We start from the raw sequence: 18,038 nt of genomic DNA, 5'->3' as shown, positions 1-18,038 counted from the left end.
TCCGCGTCTCTGTTTCTCCGGTTGCTAAGTTTCCAGACACCGTTACACTAAGCAACGAAAAGGATGTTCTCCTCCATTGCTTCAATTCTTAAACAGGTGTATTCGTGCAGAAGTATTTTACAGAAGCGCGCCAGTTGCTGGGGCTCGCGATCCCCGTGATCCTGGCTCAGGTCGCACAAACCTCAATGGGGTTTGTGGATACTATTATGGCCGGTTCGGTCAGTGCCACCGATATGGCAGCCGTCGCCATCGGTACCTCCATCTGGCTACCGGTCATCCTCTTTGGACAGGGATTACTGCTGGCACTGACACCGACGGTTGCTCATCTCAACGGGTCCGGACGACGCAATAAAATTATCTTTCAGGTACATCAGGCTATCTGGCTGGCCATTTTCCTGTCAATACTGACCATGATTATTCTGTGGAATGCCGGTTTACTGCTTCGTCATATGTCCGATATGGATCCACTCCTGGCCGATAAAGCGGCCCGCTATCTGCATGCATTAATGTGGGGAGCCCCGGGGTATCTGTTATTTCAGGTCTTACGCAATCAGTGTGAAGGACTTTCCCGAACTAAACCCGGTATGGTGCTCGGTTTCATCGGGCTGCTGTTTAATATTCCGCTGAACTATATCTTTATTTACGGTCACTTCGGTATGCCGGCACTGGGAGGCGTGGGATGCGGAGTCGCGACGGCGTCAGTCTACTGGGTAATGTTTCTGGTCATGCGATTCTGGGTAAAACGCATGCCTGCCCTGAAAGATGTTAATCATCTTGACGTTCGTTCCGCTCCGGACCGCAAAATTCTGATGCGTCTGTTCTGGTTAGGATTACCCGTCGCGCTGGCACTGTTCTTTGAAGTGACACTATTTGCCGTGGTGGCTTTACTGGTCTCCCCGCTGGGGATCGTTGATGTGGCGGGTCACCAGATAGCGCTCAACTTCAGCTCACTGATGTTTGTCTTGCCGATGTCAATGGGCGTCGCGGCGACTATCCGTGTCGGTTACCGGCTGGGCCAGGGAGATGCGGCGCAAGCAAAGGTTGCCGCCTGGACGGCTCAGGGAGTAGGAATAGGTCTGGCCTGTATCACCGCGTTTTTTACCATCGTTTTCCGCCACAAAATTGCGCTGTTATATAATGATGACCCGCAGGTGGTGTTGCTCGCCGCACATCTGATGTTACTGGCAGGGATCTATCAGTTTTCCGACAGTGTACAGGTGATCGGTAGCGGTATCCTGCGGGGCTACAAAGATACCCGCTCCATCTTTTTTATTACGCTGGTGGCCTACTGGGTTCTGGGCTTGCCTGGCGGGTACCTGCTCGCACTGACGGATGTGTTCGTCCCCCGGATGGGGCCGGCAGGTTTCTGGTGTGGCTTTATTATCGGTCTGACCGCGGCGGCCATCATGATGATCTGGCGGATAATCCGGGTACAGCGTTTACCGGCCTCGGTTATCCTGCATCGCTCGGCTAAATAATTACCTCCGGGGCTATTTCTTACTCCCCGGATGCTTAAAAATAGCCCGTATAGCACAGTTGCTGCACAGTCAGTATTAAAAATAAGTTTTTCCTCTTGCCAGCGACCACGAGTGCCGCTAATATTCGTCCCCGCTGTCAGGCAGATTGATAGCAAAAGCGTTCTTAGCTCAGTTGGTTAGAGCACCACCTTGACATGGTGGGGGTCGGTGGTTCGAGTCCACTAGAACGCACCAGTGCGTCCGTAGCTCAGTTGGTTAGAGCACCACCTTGACATGGTGGGGGTCGGTGGTTCGAGTCCACTCGGACGCACCATTCTTTATTCTGCATTCATATTTGCGTCCGTAGCTCAGTTGGTTAGAGCACCACCTTGACATGGTGGGGGTCGGTGGTTCGAGTCCACTCGGACGCACCATGAATTATCTCTTCTGTTTCTGATTTACATCACTATACCCCCGATATTCTCCCCGACGGCTTCACGTTTCTTTTACTCTGCGTTTTCCTGCATTATTCTCTTACTGTTTACCCGGAAAGCTTATGGAAGCCTCTGTATGCCGAAACGTCTGACCATAAAAGATATCGCCCGCCTGAGTGGTACCGGAAAATCCACGGTTTCCCGGGTGTTAAACCAGCAGGGAGATGTCCACCCGGAAACGCGCAAGCGTATCGAAGCGGTCATTAATGAATACCAGTTTACTCCGTCACGCCCGGCACGCTCCATGCGGGTGAAAGAGAGCCGGGTGATTGGGATCATTATGGCAAGGCTGGACTCTGCCGCGGAGAATCAGGCGGTCAGCGCCATGTTGCCCCTGCTCTATCGTCATGGCTATGATGTTCTTATCCTGGAAAGTCGCTTCAGTACCGATAAAGTCACTGAGCATTTAACGGTGCTGAAACAGCGTGAAGTCGATGGTGCCATCCTGTTCAGTTTTACGGGACTGACAGCCGGAATGATCGCTGGCTGGGAACCCCATATGGTACTGATGGTGCATCCGTGCGACGGATTTTCATCTGTCTGCTATGACGATGCCGGGGCCGTTCAGATGCTCGCTGATCACCTTTTTCAGCAAGGCCATCGCCGGATAAGTTATCTGGGGGTTAATCAGAGCGACAAAACCACCGGCGAAGACCGCTATCTTGCTTATCTTACGGCGTGTAAAAGACTTTCGTTAACCCCGCACGCCTCTCTGGGAACACTGGAATATCACAGTGGTTACACCCTTGCCGGAGAGGTCTGCGGCGAAGGTATCACCGCCGTTATCTGTGCAACAGACTCCCTGGCGTTGGGGGTTTATAAATATCTTGGTGAACACCCGGCACAACAGATCACCGTCGCCGCTATCGGTAATACGCCCTTATTAGGGTTCCTTTTCCCCGCGGTGATCACACTGGAGTTTGGCTATGCCAATGCCGGTGAACTGGCTGCCAGACAACTGCTTGCGCACCTCTCACATTCCGCCCCTGCCCGCACTTACCTGCTGAACGGTCAACTGAATACTGAGATTGCCGGTTAACGGCAATTTATTTTGTGATCATACCTCCATTTCCGGGAACGTTCCCGACACAGTCACTGGCAAATTGATTATGCTCTGTTCCGGGATGAGTTATACCCCCTCACGTGTGACTTTCAGGGACAACCCCAAGGACTTCCCATGAAAAAAACAGATAAGCAGGTTATTGATAATCTTATTAAATATCTCGGCGGCAGAGAGAATATCGTTAGCGTAACGCACTGTATTACCCGCCTGAGGCTGGTGTTGGGTGATACCCGGCTGGCCAGTGTTACCGGCCTGGAAAACCTGCCGATGGTCAAAGGCTGCTTCACCAATGCGGGACAGTTCCAGGTCGTTATTGGCCCGGACGTCGGCGATTACTACCAGGCATTGATTACCACCCTCGGACGGCAGGGTGACGACCGGGAAAGCCAGCGTGAAGCCGCGCGTAATAATATGTCTTTCGGCGAAAAAGCCCTTTCTCATATCGCCGATATTTTTTTCCCGCTGTTACCCGCGCTGATAAGCGGCGGGCTGATCCTCGGGTTTCGGAATGTCATTGGTGATATTCCTTTCGGTGACGGCAAAACACTGGCGCAGACTTCTGTTGTCTGGCAGACGCTGTATGACCTGCTTTGGTTACCCGGGGAGGCCATTTTTATGTTCTTACCGGTCGCCGTCTGCTGGTCTGCCGTCGTCAAAATGGGCGGGACACCGGTGCTCGGTATCGTACTGGGAATTACTCTGGTGTCACCGCAACTGATGAATGCTTATCAGCTGGGGCAACAATTGCCTGAAATCTGGGATTTCGGCTGGTTTTCAGTACAAAAAATCGGTTATCAGGCGCAGGTCATTCCCTCCGTACTTGCCGGTATGGCGTTGGCACTGATAGAGCGTCAGTTGCGGAAAATCGTCCCGGCAGCCCTGAATATGGTGATCATTCCGGTCGTTTCTCTGCTGATCGCCATTCCTCTGGCCCACGGTCTTATCGGTCCCTTCGGCCGTATGCTGGGAGATGGCGTTGCCTGGGTCGTAAGCCTGGTGATGACCGGCAGCTTTGCGCCGATTGGCTCGGCCATTTTCGGCTTCCTGTATGCCCCGCTGGTGATCACAGGTATCCATCAGACCACTCTGGCCATTGATATGCAGATGATCCAGAAACTGGGCGGCACCCCGGTCTGGCCACTGATCGCATTATCTAACATTGCTCAGGCTTCTGCGGTACTGGCCATCATTCTGATCCGCCGGACACCGAAAGAACGGGGTATTGCCATCCCTGCCGCGGTTGCCGCTTATCTCGGAGTGACTGAACCGGCGATGTACGGGGTAAATATCAAATACCGTTATCCGATGCTCTGCGCCATGATCGGCTCGGCCCTCGCCAGCCTGCTGTGCGGCCTTAATCATGTACTGGCTAATGGTATTGGTGTGGGCGGGCTGCCAGGCATCCTCTCTGTAAAACCTGAGTTCTGGCCGGTGTATTCCGTGGCCATCCTGATAGCCATCATCGTACCCCTGGTACTGACCCTGATGCTGGCCCGCTATTTTGCCCGTAAAGAACTCGCTGCCCGCACTGCTGTCGCGACATCAGTGACTGAATGAAATTGACTACCGAAGGTTGCCGGAATGGAAAAGACATGGACGCAGGACAAGGTTGTTTATCAGATTTACCCGAAGAGTTTTCAGGATACCACCGGTAAAGGTACCGGTGATCTGCAGGGCATTATTTCCCATCTGGATTATTTGCATTTTCTGGGCGTAGATATCCTGTGGCTGACGCCAGTTTACCCTTCCCCGCAGGTAGACAATGGCTATGATGTGGCTGATTACTGTGCCATTGACCCGCGCTACGGCACTCTGGATGACTTTGACCAACTGGTCGCTGAAGCACATCAGCGTAACCTGAAGATAATGATGGATATGGTGTTTAACCATACTTCCACACAACATCCGTGGTTTATCCAGGCCTGTGACCCGCACAGCCCCTATCATCCTTACTATATCTGGCGGGATTCCCCGCCGGATATTCCTCCGACAAACTGGCAGTCGAAATTCGGCGGCCCGGCCTGGCAATGGCAACCGGAATGCGGGCAACACTATCTGCATTTATTCAGTAAGGAACAGGCTGATCTTAACTGGGAACACCCGCCGGTCCGTGAAGCCCTGAAAGATGTCTGCCGGTTCTGGGCAGCCAGAGGGGTGGATGCCCTGCGGCTGGATGTCGTTAACTTAATCTCCAAACCGGAACAGTTCAGGGATGACCCGGACGGTGACGGACGACGTTTTTATACTGACGGGCCGCGGGTCCATGAATTTTTACAGGAAATGAACCGTGATGTTTTCCGCCCGTTAAACCTGATCACTGTCGGTGAAATGTCATCCACCAGCCTGCAGCACTGCCAGCAATATGCTTCCTGTGACAATACTGAGCTTTCGATGGTATTTAATTTCCACCACCTCAAAATCGATTATGCTGACGGCGATAAATGGACGCGTATGGCTCCTGATGTTATTGCGCTCAAAAAGATTTTCGCCCTTTGGCAATCGGGGATGCATCAGCGCGCCAACGGGGCCCTTTTCTGGTGTAATCATGATCAACCCCGCGTGGTGTCAAGGTTGGGATGTGAGGGGAAACATCGTGAAATTTCTGCGAAAATGCTGGCGATGGTGCTTTATGGTATGCAGGGAACCCCTTACCTTTATCAGGGGGAAGAGATTGGCATGACCAATGCCGGGTTCACCGATCTTGGGCAATACCGGGATGTGGAGAGCCTTAATATCGCCAGGATACTCAATCGCCAGGGACATAGCATGGCCGATATCCTCGCCATCCTTGGCGCGAAGTCCCGCGATAATAGCCGCACGCCAATGCAATGGGATGACACTAAACATGCCGGTTTTACGACGGGTACCCCATGGCTGGACTGTAACGTGAATCACCGGCAGATCAATGTTATGTCTGCACTGAGAGACCCGCACTCCGTACTGTATTGTTATCGTTCACTTATCCGTTTACGTAAACAACTTACCCTCCTGCAGTACGGGGACTACCATGACCTTTCTCCGGATCGTCCGGACATCTGGTGCTATCGCCGTTGCTGGCAAGGGCAAATGCTGCTGGTGGTGGCGAACCTCACTGACAATCCGTGCGACTGGCAGCCTCCCGGCGTTGAACAGGAAGGCACTTACACTCTGATTATCAGTAATATGCCGGATACCCCCCGGGTGCCCCGCCCCGGTCAGTTAAGCCCCTACCAGGCGGCCTGGTGGCTGTTTACCCCGGCCCCGTCTCCCGCCCCCTGAGAGGATAACCACCCCCGCGGGCTGAGCGGGATCAGGCCCGCGATACTACGGCATGATGCTGTACATCAACAGGAGATCCATTATGACTACTCAAGGAAGAGTCGCAGCAACACTGACGTTGCTGGCTGTCGTCTCTGCACCCTCCGCCTATGCACTCGACTTCCACGGATATGCCCGTTCCGGTATTGGCTGGAGCACCCGCGGCGGGGAGCAGCAGTGCTCTGCTGTGACCGGCGGCGGAAGCAAATACCGTCTGGGCAATGAATGTGAAACCTACGCCGAACTGAAACTGGGCCAGCAGGTATGGCAACAAGGAGCATCCGGCTTCTATTTTGATACTAATCTGGCATATGCCGTCTCTCAGCAGGCTGATTTTGAAGCGGTTTCTCCGGCGTTACGCGAAGTAAATATTCAGGGGGATAATCTTATCGCTGCATTACCGGGGGCAAAACTCTGGGCCGGGAAACGATTTTATCAGCGCCATGATGTGCATATGATCGATTTCTACTATTGGGATATTTCAGGCCCCGGTGCCGGGCTTGAAAATATTACTACAGACTGGGGGAAAGTCTCTCTCGCCGCCACCCGTAACAGTGAAGCCGGTGGTGCTCAGGGGTATATCGATAATGAACATAAGGTCAAAGAGGCTATTACGGATACCTTTGACCTTCGTTTAGCCGGTATCACTCTTGGCAAGGCGGGCACACTGGAACTGGGTGTGGATTACGGGCGCGCCAGCGCCAGTGACGGGTATCACTTGTCCCCGACCGCCAGTAAACAGGGATGGATGGCGACCGTTGAACACACTCTGGAAACCGGGGAAGGCTACAATAAGCTGGTGTTGCAATACGCAACCGATGCAATGACGTCATTAAGAAATGGCCGTGGAGAAGGTGCTTCGGCAGAGAATAATGGCCGGATGGTACGGATAATCGACCACGGGGCTTATGATCTGCAGGGGGCATGGCGCATGATGTATGTCGCTATGCTGCAGGATGTCCGGCGGGATAACGGTAACGGATCACGCTGGTTTACCGCCGGTATTCGCCCGATGTATCAGTGGACTCCGGTAATGAGCACCCTGTTTGAGGCCGGCTATGATCAGGTTAAATCCCAGCGTACCGGGCAGCAAAATCATCAGGTGAAACTTACCCTGGCTCAGCAGTGGCAGGCAGGAAGCAGCATCTGGTCACGCCCGGCACTCCGGTTTTATGCGACCTATGCCAACTGGCGTGAAAAATGGGGATATGCATCCACTACCCTGCCCGGATTTGTCAGCGGCCTCGCCTACAGCGATAACGATGCTCATAAATTCAGTCGCGGCAGCAACGACGAAATCAGTGTCGGAGCACAGATGGAAATCTGGTGGTAGCCTCTGCCCGGTGAGGAGCCGGGCGGCAGAAAAGAGACCGGCTTTCGCCGCTGAAAGCCGGTGTCATCCGGCGGTTTACTGTCGTTTTCGGCTCCTGTCAGGAAAATGCAGGCAGTCAGGTCAGAAGTTGTGCAAACACGATTATCTGTTGCGCAATATCATTATTTTGCCGGTACGTCATGACCGTAAACCGAATTATGTTTGGTTTCCGTTCACTTAGTGACTATACTGACCCTGTTGTCCACTTGAACGGTTTCCGCGAATAACGTGATAAGAATCCTGACTGACAGAGTTTGCGCAACATACCTATCCGGCCTTTATACGCGTCGTCAGGCTTTCGACGTCCAAGATGGCCCTTGCCTTTCTTATCTTCGTTATCGCTCCGGTAACGCATTATTATCTAAGTTACAAAATTATCTGAATCACAAATTTCCGCCATCGGCAGATACTTCCGGTGGTTCGTGTTTCCTAAATTCATTACAACTTGTAGATAACCCGTCATGAAAAAAACCAAAATCGTCTGTACTATCGGTCCAAAAACTGAATCCGAAGAGATGCTGAAAAGCCTGCTTGATGCAGGTATGAATGTTATGCGTCTCAATTTTTCTCATGGTGATTATGCCGAGCATGGCCAGCGTATTGCGAATCTGCGCTCAGTGGTGGGTAAAACCCGTCATAACGCCGCTATTCTGCTGGATACCAAAGGCCCTGAAATCCGTACGATGAAGCTTGAAGGCGGAAACGATGTTTCACTGCAGGCGGGACAGACGTTCACCTTTACGACTGACCAGTCAGTTATCGGTAACAATCAGCAGGTCGCTGTGACTTACCAGGGGTTTGCCGCTGATCTGGCTATCGGTAATACCGTGCTGGTTGATGACGGTCTTCTGGGAATGGAAGTGGTTGAAGTGACGGAAAACACCGTTGTCTGCAAAGTTCTGAACAACGGCGACCTTGGCGAGAACAAAGGGGTTAACCTGCCAGGCGTTTCCATCCAGTTACCGGCATTGGCGGAAAAAGATAAACGTGACCTGATCTTTGGTTGCGAACAGGGCGTCGATTTTGTCGCAGCCTCTTTTATCCGTAAGCGTTCGGATGTTCTTGAAATCCGCGAGCACCTGAAACAGCACGGCGGCGAAAACATCCAGATTATTTCCAAAATTGAAAATCAGGAAGGCCTGAATAATTTCGACGAAATTCTGGAAGCATCCGACGGTATCATGGTTGCCCGTGGTGACCTCGGCGTTGAAATCCCCGTAGAAGAAGTTATCTTCGCTCAGAAGATGATGATCAAAAAATGTAACAAGGCCCGTAAACTGGTGATCACCGCGACCCAGATGCTGGACTCAATGATCAAGAACCCGCGCCCTACCCGTGCAGAAGCCGGTGATGTCGCCAACGCCATCATTGACGGTACCGATGCGGTAATGCTGTCAGGTGAGAGTGCGAAAGGGAAATATCCTCTGGAAGCCGTCACCATTATGGCCACCATCTGCGAACGTACTGACCGCGTCATGGGAAGCCGTATTGATGAACTGAAAGAAAGTCACAAATTACGTATTACCGAAGCGGTGTGCCGTGGCGCAGTCGATACGGCAGAAAAACTGCAATCATCGGTGATCATCGTCGCAACCCAGGGGGGTAAATCAGCGAAATCTATCCGTAAATACTTCCCGGGCGCGACCATTCTGGCATTAACCAACAATGAAACGACCGCACGCCAGTTGCTGGCAACTAAAGGCGTGGAAACACATCTGGTTGAGAAAATTAGTTCAACGGATGACTTCTATCGTATCGGTAAAGAGATTGCATTAAGCGCCGGTTATGCCCAAACCGGTGATGTGGTGGTAATGGTTTCCGGGGCTTTAGTCCCGAGCGGAACCACAAACACTGCATCAGTTCATGTTATTTAATCAATAACGTTAAAAAGGCACCTTCACCGGTGCCTTTTTTTATTCCTTTTTATTTTAAATGATAACCAAAAAAAATAAAAATCGACTAAAGACCCTATCTTAAATTAAGGTAAATCCGATTAAATTCCTGTATTTCTGTTAAAAACTTTATCAACGAATATTAATCGCTGTTTCTTTGAGCGAATAGGTTAATTTAAGCATCTTCTCATAAAAAATATATTCTCAACACAAAAAACTTTGTGTAATACTTACCGGGCTACATGGAGATTAACTCAATCTAGAGGGTAAAATAATGAATCGTACTAAACTGGTACTGGGCGCGGTAATTCTGGGTTCAACTCTGCTGGCTGGTTGTTCTAGCAACGCTAAAATCGACCAACTGTCAAGCGATGTTCAGACTCTGAACACCAAAGTTGACCAGCTGAGCAACGACGTGAACGCAGTGCGTTCTGACGTTCAGGCTGCTAAAGACGACGCAGCTCGCGCTAACCAGCGTCTGGATAACCAGGCTCACGCATACCGCAAGTAAGCGTTCTGGTAACGAAAATGGTGCCCCAAGGGCACCATTTTTTTTGTCTTTTCCTCAAGCCCTGTCCTGCACGGCTCTTTTTACTTCTCTTCATAATAACGCCCGGATTTCATACCCCCGCTAAACTCTCACCCGCTCACATTCGTGGTTAAGCGATCCCGGAAACGGCACTTTCTTCTCATCATTTTCGTTAATAAATACGATCCCCCTTGCCTTTACACGGCTATAAGCATGATAATGATTATCATTACTAACAAAGGAGCCGGATATGATCTCATTTTCAGGATGGCTGGAATTGCACCTTGAGGAATATTACCAGGCACTGAATGCCATGTGCACAGAGTTTCACCTCAGTAAATCCGCACTGAAACATCCAGACAGCTCACTGACAAAATTGCGGGAATTTAATGATCTCTGCCTGAGTATGGCCGACAGATGTCATCAGCAGGGAGATGATGAACGGTATATTGCTTTGTTACTGGAACTCCACCAGCAGCTGATCAGCGAAATGGCCAATGAACAACGCGAGGCAATGTTTCGTTTACAGGCGCTGCAACTGGCACGCGAGTCTCTGGGCCGGCTGAGTCATGTCCTGATGCAGGAAGGTGAATGGGAACAGTTTTGTGGCCTTCAGGAGCAGTTTTTCAGTTATGCAGAACAATTGCCCTGACCGGAGGCAGAGGAAGCCAGTGTTCCTCTGCCGTTGCCGTTATCAGCTGATGATATCCAGCAATGCCTGTAACGGATGACGTACCGCCTGCCCTTCGACACGTTTCACCTGGCTGCGGCAGGAATAACCGGTGGCCAGACAACGCTGAGGAGACCGTTTTTGCAGATTCGGTTGCCAGGACAGTGCATAGATCCCCAGCGAGTTATCCAGGTTTTTGGTTTCATGGCCATAAGTCCCGGCCATACCGCAACAACCGGCGTTAACTGTCTGCAGTTCAGCACCGAAACGACCGAATAGGATTTTCCAGCGAGCCGGGGACTGCGGCAATGCGGTACTTTCCGTACAGTGCGGGAACAGATACCAGGCCTCTCCGTGGGTTTGCTGCTCTGCCCTGTCAGAAGTCACACTATCGAGCCATTCGTGGGCAAGCAGCACGTTAAAGTTACCGCGTTTCTCCCCGAGGATCTGACGGTATTCGTCCCGGTAGCAGAGCACCAGTGCGGGGTCTGTACCGACCATCGGAATACCCAGTGTCGCTATATCATTCAGAATATCCGCGCTTTTCTGTGCGGTTCTGGCAAACCGTTGCAGGAAGCCTTTTACATGCTGAGCCTTACCGTTGGGTGTGAATGGCAGCAATACCGGTTTATAACCCAGTTTACCGATAAGCCGGATAAAGTCAGTGATCAGGCTGGCTTCGTAATAGCTGGTAAAAGGATCCTGCACCACCAGCACATACTCGCGGCGTTCGGCTTCTGTCATGCCGCGTAGGTCATCCACCGTCGTCGTCAGTGCCCGGTGTCCGGCCAGCTGATGTCTGAGGCCCGGCGACGACAGCGCCGGAAGGTCAGCCATACCGATATGTTTTTTACTTAACGCCTGAATGCGGGGATGCGTCAGAAAAAAGTTAAAAAACTGCGGGGCTTTTGCCATCAGGGGAGTATAGCTTTCCACAGAGGCAACCAGATGATCGCTAAGCGGGCGCAGATAGCGGCTATGATACAGTTGCAGAAAACGCGAACGAAACGACGGGACATCGATTTTAATCGGGCACTGTGTCGAACAGGCCTTACAGGCCAGGCACCCCGACATGGCTTCTTTCACTTCGTGAGAAAAATCATATTCACCCCGGGCGGCCTGGCGGGTATTTTTCAGCTTACTGATAAAACAGCGCAGGCTGAGGGAGTTCTGTGGCAGCGCACGTTCCAGTTGTTGTGGATCCACCCCCTGCTCTGCCAGTAAGCGTAACCATTCACGGGTCAGCGTTGCCCGCCCTTTGGGTGAGTGCAGCCGGTTACGGGTAATTTTCATCGACGGGCACATCGGGCTGTTAACATCAAAGTTAAAGCATAACCCGTTGCCATTACACTCCATAGCGCCGCGCCATTCCTCTCTGACCGAGACCGGGATTTGACGGTCAAAACTGCCCCGGGTCGGGCTTTCTATCGGCAGAAGTTGCGCATCGCTCCCCGCGGGGGTACAAATTTTACCGGGGTTAAGGCGGTTCTCCGGGTCGAAAGCCCCTTTAATGCGCCGCAATTCGCCGAATAACGCCGGGCCGAAGAAGTTTTCGGTGTAAGCGCCCCGATAGCCTTTTCCATGTTCTCCCCACAGTAATCCGCCATAGCTGGCCGTTAACGCCACGACCTGGTCGGAGATCTGCTTCATCAGCATTTCCTGCTGAGGGTCACACATATCCAGTGCCGGACGCACATGTAACACCCCCGCATCCACGTGACCGAACATCCCGTATTTCAGACCATGACTGTCCAGTAAGGTGCGAAAATCAGCGATGTAGTCAGCCAGATGCTCCGGCGGAACCGCGGTATCTTCCACAAACGGGATCGGCTTAGCATGCCCTTTCGCATTTCCCAGCAAACCTACCGCTTTTTTACGCATCGCATAGATCCGCTCAACTTCATCAAGCTGCGTGCATCGCTGATAGCCGATGATACCGCCTTCTCTGGCGGCCATCAGTTCATCCAGCCGGCGGCACAGGTCACTCACCTGTTTTTCCGCCAGTTCGCGGTCGTTCCCCGCAAATTCCACCAGATTCAGCCCCAGCATCGCTTCGCCCGGGATGTCGGTGATCAGTTCGCTGACCGAATGCCAGACAATATCTTCACGGGCCAGGTTCAGTACCGTCGAGTCTACGGTTTCCACGGACAGTGCTCTGGCCTGAACCAGAAACGGGGCATTCCGCAGAGCCGAGTCAAAGCTGTCATACTTAATGTTGACCAGCTGACGGACTTTCGGGATAGGCGTAATATTCAGCCGGGCCTCAGTAATAAAGGCCAGTGTTCCTTCAGAGCCGCACAGGATACGGGTCAGGTCGAACGTTTGCAGATCGTCACTGAGCACATGACGCATGTCATAACCGGTCAGAAAACGGTTAAGTTTCGGGAAATTATCTGTCACAAGCTGCCGGTTATCCCGACAGCTACTGAGCACCTGCTGATAGATATGCCCTTCCGTCGTCTTTTCGCCGGCAATCTGCTCTGCCAGACTGATCGGCATCGCACGGGTATCAATAATGTCCCCGTTGACCAGCACCGCCCGCAATCCCAGCACATGATCTGACGTTTTACCATACACCAGCGACCCCTGGCCGGAAGCATCGGTATTAATCATTCCCCCCAGTGTGGCACGGTTACTGGTGGATAATTCCGGCGCAAAGAAAAAACCATAAGGTTTCAGCCACTGGTTCAGCTGATCTTTCACCACTCCCGCTTCTACCCTGACCCAGCCTTCCTCACTATTGATTTCCAGGATCCGGTTCATATAACGGGACATATCGACAATCACACCGCGGTTAAGTGACTGGCCATTGGTACCGGTGCCGCCCCCTCGCGCAGTAAAGGTCAGGCCGGCGAACGCCTCACTATCAGCGATACGACTTAACAGCGCAACGTCAGCAACCGAACGGGGAAAAAGGATGGCATTGGGCAGACACTGATAGATACTGTTATCTATCGACATACTGAGCCGTGAGCCATAATCGGTGGCGATATCACCGGTAAAACCTTGTATCGTCAATGTTTCAATATAGGAAAGCACCTGCGGGCTGAGTCCCGGGGCCTGCTGAATCTTTGGGATCATGTGATAAAAACCAGGATGTCGTGTCATTTTAATTTTCAGGAATATTTTGTTTTACCACATTTTATGAGATGTCGCTTTTGTTACTGCATGAAAAAGTTTGCTTTTATTTACTGTCGTAATTGCCCGAAATACCGCATCATTATCGGGAACCCTCTCATTGGGTGAATTCAAAGAGGTAAAGAGGTGTTATGAAAGCACGGTCAGAAAACAGGGATCTCCCTCAGAAGCTATTTACACTGATGTTTTTTGTATTAATGATGGTCGCCTGTTTCTGGGTGGTTCAGCCATTTATCCTTGGCTTTGCCTGGGCCGGCATGGTCGTTATCGCGACCTGGGGACTGATGCTGCGTATACAAAAAATTCTCTGGGGCCGCCGTTCGCTGGCTGTTCTGGCAATGACACTGATTTTATTACTGGTGTTTATTATTCCGATCGCCCTGCTGATCAGCAGTGTGCTGGATAACAGCGGGCCGGTGATTGCCTGGTTATCCTCCGGCCATATTCAGATACCGAAACTCGAGTGGCTCAGCAATGTTCCGTATATCGGCAACAAACTGGCGCTGTACTATCAGAAAATGATCGCCGGCGGTGGCAGCGCATTAATCACCAGCGTCCAGCCCTATATCGGTCGTACCACCAGCTTTTTTGTTGCTCAGGCAGGCCATTTTGGCCGGCTGATGGTGCATCTGACGCTGATGTTACTGTTCAGTATTCTGCTCTACTGGCGGGGTGAGCGCGTGGGCCAGGGAATACGGCATTTCGCTTACCGGCTGGCTTCACGCCGGGGTGACGCAGTGGTATTACTGGCAGGTCAGGCTATTCGTGCCGTTGCTCTGGGCGTCGTCGTGACCGCATTACTGCAGGGCGTCATCGGGGGCATTGGCTTAGCACTCTGCGGTATTCCTTATGCGACTATCCTGACCGTAGTCATGATCCTCTGTTGCCTGATCCAGCTCGGCCCATTGCTGGTGCTGATCCCTGCGATTATCTGGCTGTACTGGAGCGGAGACACAACCTGGGGGACGGTACTGCTGGTCTGGAGCTGTGTTGTCGGTACCATGGACAGTTTTGTTCGCCCGATGCTGATCCGGCTGGGAGCCGATTTACCGATGCTGATCATCCTTTCCGGGGTCATCGGCGGACTGGTAGCCTTCGGCATGATCGGCCTGTTTATTGGTCCGGTAGTACTCGCGGTCTCATACCGTCTGTTGTCGGTCTGGATGCATGAAGCGCCGGAGCCGCACGATAATCCGGATTTGGTGGTGGAAGAATTACTGGAAGATGCCCGTAAAACGGCAGAAGAAGAGCGTAATGCCCGTCAGGCACAGGCTCCTGTAAAATAATCATCACTGATCATTCTCCCCTGGCGACGTCAGGGGAGCTTTCCCTCCGTACTGCCCCGCCATCCCGAATGGGAAGATTCTTACAGATTCAATACAAATTTAACTTTACGATAACCCTTAGGATTTTGTTGCGGCATCTGAATGCCACCCCTCTATTGCTGTGTGTAGTCTTTGCCCTTCTCCGGACGGGCATTTTTTTATTCTGAATTCCGCGCTTTCTCTCCTGTTTTACATTGCCGTTGATTGTAATCACACACTATTCGTCTATTGTTGAGGCCATATCTTGCCGGCATTTTCCGGTAAGCAGCATGACTTCGAGACTATCATGAATAAAACCGATGAATTACGAACATCGCCGGTGGCACGCCTGGTCACTCCGGAACAACTGGCACGACAATATCCGGTTTCAGAGGATATCAGTGCCAATATTCTGGCCACCCGGCAACGTATCAGCCAGATACTGCAGCACCCTACCCCTCGTTTACTGGTGGTGATCGGCCCCTGTTCGCTGCATGACCCGCAATCTGCGTTCGACTATGCTCAGCGCCTGAATCTGCTCCGTGAGCGCTACCAGGGCCCGCTGGAAATTGTTATGAGGACCTATTTCGAAAAACCCCGTACTGTTACCGGCTGGAAAGGCCTGATCAATGACCCCTGGCTGGATGGCAGTTATCATATTAACGAAGGGCTGGCGATCGCCCGTAAATTACTGCTGGATATCAACGCATTAGGGATGCCGACGGCGACAGAGTTTCTGGACAGAGTGACCGGGCAGTTTATTGCCGATTTAATCAGCTGGGGGGCTATCGGCGCACGAACCACAGAAAGTCAGGTCCACCGGGAAATGGCTTCGGCGCTTTCCTGTCCTGTCGGCTTTAAGAACGGCACCGACGGCAATATTCGTATTGCTATCGATGCGATCCGTGCCGCACGGGCGAGTCACAGGTTTCTCTCCCCCGATAAACAGGGACAAATGACCATTTATCAGACGCGGGGTAATCCGGACGGACACATCATTTTGCGGGGTGGCCGGACGCCGAATTATTCCGCTGAGCATGTGGCCGAAAGCCGCAACTTACTGGAAGCATCCCGGTTACCCGCCCGGCTGGTGATCGATTTCAGTCATGGCAACTGCCTGAAACAGCATCAGCGGCAATTACAGGTGGCACAGGATGTGGCCCGGCAACTGCGTAATGGCGAAACCGCTATCGCCGGGGTGATGATTGAAAGTTTCCTTGAAGAGGGCCGCCAGGACATGACCCCGGGGCAGCCTCTGGTTTATGGTCAGTCCATCACCGACCCATGCCTCAGTTGGGGGGACACTGAGAAAGTCCTGGAAAACCTGGCGGAAGCTGTCTCCGCCCTCTGACAGTAACCGGAGGTCAGCTCGAACAGCTGATCTCCAGTGATTTCCCCCATTCCGGCGGCCGGTTAAACAGCGCCTGTTGTTCAGGCAACAACTGATACGGGTTTTGCAATGCGTTATGCAGGCCCGCCAGTTGCTCCGTGCCGCCTTTTTCTGTCTCGTCTATCACCTGTTGTGCCAGGTAATTTCTTAGCACCAGCGCCGGATTGGCTGCCTGCATCATCTCTCTGCGCTGCGCATCGCTGTACTGTTCGTCCAGCAGGCGCTTACGGTACTGACTGAACCAGTGATCGAAGGCCGCACGATCAATGAATTCATCCCTGAGCGGTGACTGGCTCTGTTGTTGTTCTGTCTCACTGAGCAAGCGGAATGTGCGCGTATAATCACTGCCTTCGGCTGCCATCAGCGCCAGCAGCCCGCTGAGCAGGTCATTGTCATCCTGCTGTGCCGTAAACAGCCCCAGTTTTCGCCGCATCTGTTGCCCCCAGACACTCATCAGCTCATCTTCATAAACCCCGAGTGCTTGCTTGAGTTGCGGCAGAGATAACAGGGGAGATAACGCATGGGCCAGCCGGTTAAGGTTCCATAACCCTGCGGAAGGCTGATTTTCGAAGCTGTATCGCCCCTGATAGTCACTATGATTGCAGATAAAGCCGGGGTTGTAATCGTCCATAAACCCGTACGGACCGTAATCCAGGGTCAGACCCAGCAGCGACATATTATCGGTATTCATCACTCCGTGAGAAAAACCAACACTCTGCCAGAGCGCTATCAGCCTGGCCGTGCGTTTCACCACATCGGTGAACCACAGCAGATAACGGTCCGGTGCATCTGTCAGCTCAGGCCAGTGATGGCGAATGGCATAATCGGCCAGCGCTCTGACCTGATCCGGTTGATTGCGGTAAAAGAAGTGTTCAAAGTGACCAAAACGCAGATGACTTTCGGCAATACGGACCAGCATTGCGCCCTGCTCGGTCTGCTCGCGCTGCACCGGCTCTTCACTCACCGCCAGGCTCAGTGCGCGGGTTGTCGGGATCCCCAGACCATGTAATGCCTCTGAGGCCAGAAACTCTCTGACCGTCGAACGCACCACCGCCCGCCCGTCGCCCATACGCGAATAAGGGGTCAGTCCGGCCCCTTTCAGATGCCAGTCATATTTCCGGCCATCCGGCAGTTGCTGCTCACCCAGTAACAAACCCCGCCCATCGCCCAACTGACCGGCCCATACGCCAAACTGATGACCACTGTAGACCTGAGCGAGCGGTGACATCCCGGACAGCACATCCCCCCCATAAAACACCGGGTGCCCTGTTCCGGCAAAGAGTTGTTCGTCGAGCTGTAACTCCCGACGTAAAGGCTGGTTGTGGTAGAGCAGACGCCCCTGTTTTAGCGGGGTTGGAGTCACCCGACGATAAAAATCAGGTAGCTCGTCGAACCAGGTATTCGTAAACTGCATAAGGACTCCGCAGGTGGG

12 protein-coding genes and 3 tRNA genes are annotated in these 18,038 nt (G+C 52.5%); 13 read left to right on the top strand and 2 right to left on the bottom strand.

The features are described from left to right. Positions 1-104: 104 nt before the first annotated feature. From CG67_RS05235 to CG67_RS05185, 11 genes are all read left to right on the top strand, one after another. On the top strand, positions 105-1,478 hold the full coding sequence (locus CG67_RS05235; protein WP_025901928.1) for an MATE family efflux transporter: 1,374 nt from the start codon (positions 105-107) through the stop codon (positions 1,476-1,478). Positions 1,479-1,635: 157 nt separating this feature from the next. Next, positions 1,636-1,712 (top strand) — tRNA-Val (locus CG67_RS05230). A 2-nt stretch (positions 1,713-1,714) separates the two neighbouring features. Then, positions 1,715-1,791, top strand: a tRNA-Val gene (locus CG67_RS05225). Positions 1,792-1,814: 23 nt separating this feature from the next. Then, positions 1,815-1,891: transfer RNA gene (locus tag CG67_RS05220), tRNA-Val, on the top strand. Between the two features lie 136 nt (positions 1,892-2,027). Then, positions 2,028-2,990 carry a trehalose operon repressor TreR gene (gene treR, locus CG67_RS05215; protein WP_025901927.1) on the top strand — a complete coding sequence of 321 codons (963 nt, stop codon included), beginning with the start codon at positions 2,028-2,030 and terminating at the stop codon, positions 2,988-2,990. A gap of 138 nt (positions 2,991-3,128) precedes the next feature. After that, on the top strand, positions 3,129-4,571 hold the full coding sequence (gene treB, locus CG67_RS05210) for a PTS trehalose transporter subunit IIBC (RefSeq protein ID WP_025901926.1): 1,443 nt from the start codon (positions 3,129-3,131) through the stop codon (positions 4,569-4,571). 24 nt (positions 4,572-4,595) lie between these two features. Continuing rightward, a complete protein-coding gene (locus CG67_RS05205) occupies positions 4,596-6,272 on the top strand; it encodes an alpha,alpha-phosphotrehalase (RefSeq protein WP_025901925.1) in 1,677 nt (558 codons plus the stop codon). Positions 6,273-6,354: 82 nt separating this feature from the next. Further along, on the top strand, positions 6,355-7,644 hold the full coding sequence (locus tag CG67_RS05200) for a maltoporin (RefSeq protein WP_038024681.1): 1,290 nt from the start codon (positions 6,355-6,357) through the stop codon (positions 7,642-7,644). A 500-nt stretch (positions 7,645-8,144) separates the two neighbouring features. Continuing rightward, a complete protein-coding gene (gene pykF, locus CG67_RS05195) occupies positions 8,145-9,557 on the top strand; it encodes a pyruvate kinase PykF (RefSeq protein WP_025901923.1) in 1,413 nt (470 codons plus the stop codon). 292 nt (positions 9,558-9,849) lie between these two features. After that, the gene (locus CG67_RS05190) at positions 9,850-10,086 is read left to right on the top strand and encodes a major outer membrane lipoprotein (RefSeq protein ID WP_025901922.1); all 237 of its coding nucleotides are present in this window, start codon (positions 9,850-9,852) and stop codon (positions 10,084-10,086) included. A 268-nt stretch (positions 10,087-10,354) separates the two neighbouring features. Continuing rightward, complete coding sequence (locus CG67_RS05185) at positions 10,355-10,756, top strand: hypothetical protein (protein ID WP_025901921.1); 402 nt, start codon at positions 10,355-10,357, stop codon at positions 10,754-10,756. A gap of 42 nt (positions 10,757-10,798) precedes the next feature. Here CG67_RS05185 and CG67_RS05180 read toward each other — a convergent pair whose 3' ends face one another. Next, entirely contained in the window at positions 10,799-13,855 is a 3,057-nt protein-coding gene (locus CG67_RS05180) for an FAD-binding and (Fe-S)-binding domain-containing protein (protein WP_025901920.1), read from the bottom strand. A 188-nt stretch (positions 13,856-14,043) separates the two neighbouring features. On the opposite strand from CG67_RS05180, the gene ydiK reads away from it, so the two are divergent. Further along, complete coding sequence (gene ydiK / locus CG67_RS05175) at positions 14,044-15,198, top strand: AI-2E family transporter YdiK (protein WP_025901919.1); 1,155 nt, start codon at positions 14,044-14,046, stop codon at positions 15,196-15,198. Positions 15,199-15,523: 325 nt separating this feature from the next. After that, complete coding sequence (locus tag CG67_RS05170; protein ID WP_025901918.1) at positions 15,524-16,567, top strand: 3-deoxy-7-phosphoheptulonate synthase; 1,044 nt, start codon at positions 15,524-15,526, stop codon at positions 16,565-16,567. Between the two features lie 13 nt (positions 16,568-16,580). On the opposite strand, the gene CG67_RS05165 is transcribed toward CG67_RS05170, so the two are convergent. Beyond that, the gene (locus CG67_RS05165; protein ID WP_025901917.1) at positions 16,581-18,020 is read right to left on the bottom strand and encodes a YdiU family protein; all 1,440 of its coding nucleotides are present in this window, start codon (positions 18,018-18,020) and stop codon (positions 16,581-16,583) included. Positions 18,021-18,038: the final 18 nt, after the last annotated feature.

The sequence above is a fragment of the Tatumella sp. UCD-D_suzukii genome, assembly GCF_000611875.2.
Classification (GTDB): Bacteria; Pseudomonadota; Gammaproteobacteria; order Enterobacterales; family Enterobacteriaceae; genus Tatumella; species Tatumella ptyseos.
This window is presented reverse-complemented; position numbering and strand designations above follow the sequence as displayed.

Excerpts from the sequence above, each read along its gene's own strand:
- CG67_RS05180 (WP_025901920.1), bottom strand. The coding sequence starts at position 13,855 with ATGATCCCAAAGATTCAGCAGGCCCCGGGACTCAGCCCGCAGGTGCTT.
- CG67_RS05190 (WP_025901922.1), top strand. The coding sequence starts at position 9,850 with ATGAATCGTACTAAACTGGTACTGGGCGCGGTAATTCTGGGTTCAACT.
- treR (WP_025901927.1), top strand. The coding sequence starts at position 2,028 with ATGCCGAAACGTCTGACCATAAAAGATATCGCCCGCCTGAGTGGTACC.
- ydiK (WP_025901919.1), top strand. The coding sequence starts at position 14,044 with ATGAAAGCACGGTCAGAAAACAGGGATCTCCCTCAGAAGCTATTTACA.
- CG67_RS05170 (WP_025901918.1), top strand. The coding sequence starts at position 15,524 with ATGAATAAAACCGATGAATTACGAACATCGCCGGTGGCACGCCTGGTC.
- CG67_RS05205 (WP_025901925.1), top strand. The coding sequence starts at position 4,596 with ATGGAAAAGACATGGACGCAGGACAAGGTTGTTTATCAGATTTACCCG.
- CG67_RS05200 (WP_038024681.1), top strand. The coding sequence starts at position 6,355 with ATGACTACTCAAGGAAGAGTCGCAGCAACACTGACGTTGCTGGCTGTC.
- CG67_RS05165 (WP_025901917.1), bottom strand. The coding sequence starts at position 18,020 with ATGCAGTTTACGAATACCTGGTTCGACGAGCTACCTGATTTTTATCGT.
- pykF (WP_025901923.1), top strand. The coding sequence starts at position 8,145 with ATGAAAAAAACCAAAATCGTCTGTACTATCGGTCCAAAAACTGAATCC.
- CG67_RS05185 (WP_025901921.1), top strand. The coding sequence starts at position 10,355 with ATGATCTCATTTTCAGGATGGCTGGAATTGCACCTTGAGGAATATTAC.
- treB (WP_025901926.1), top strand. The coding sequence starts at position 3,129 with ATGAAAAAAACAGATAAGCAGGTTATTGATAATCTTATTAAATATCTC.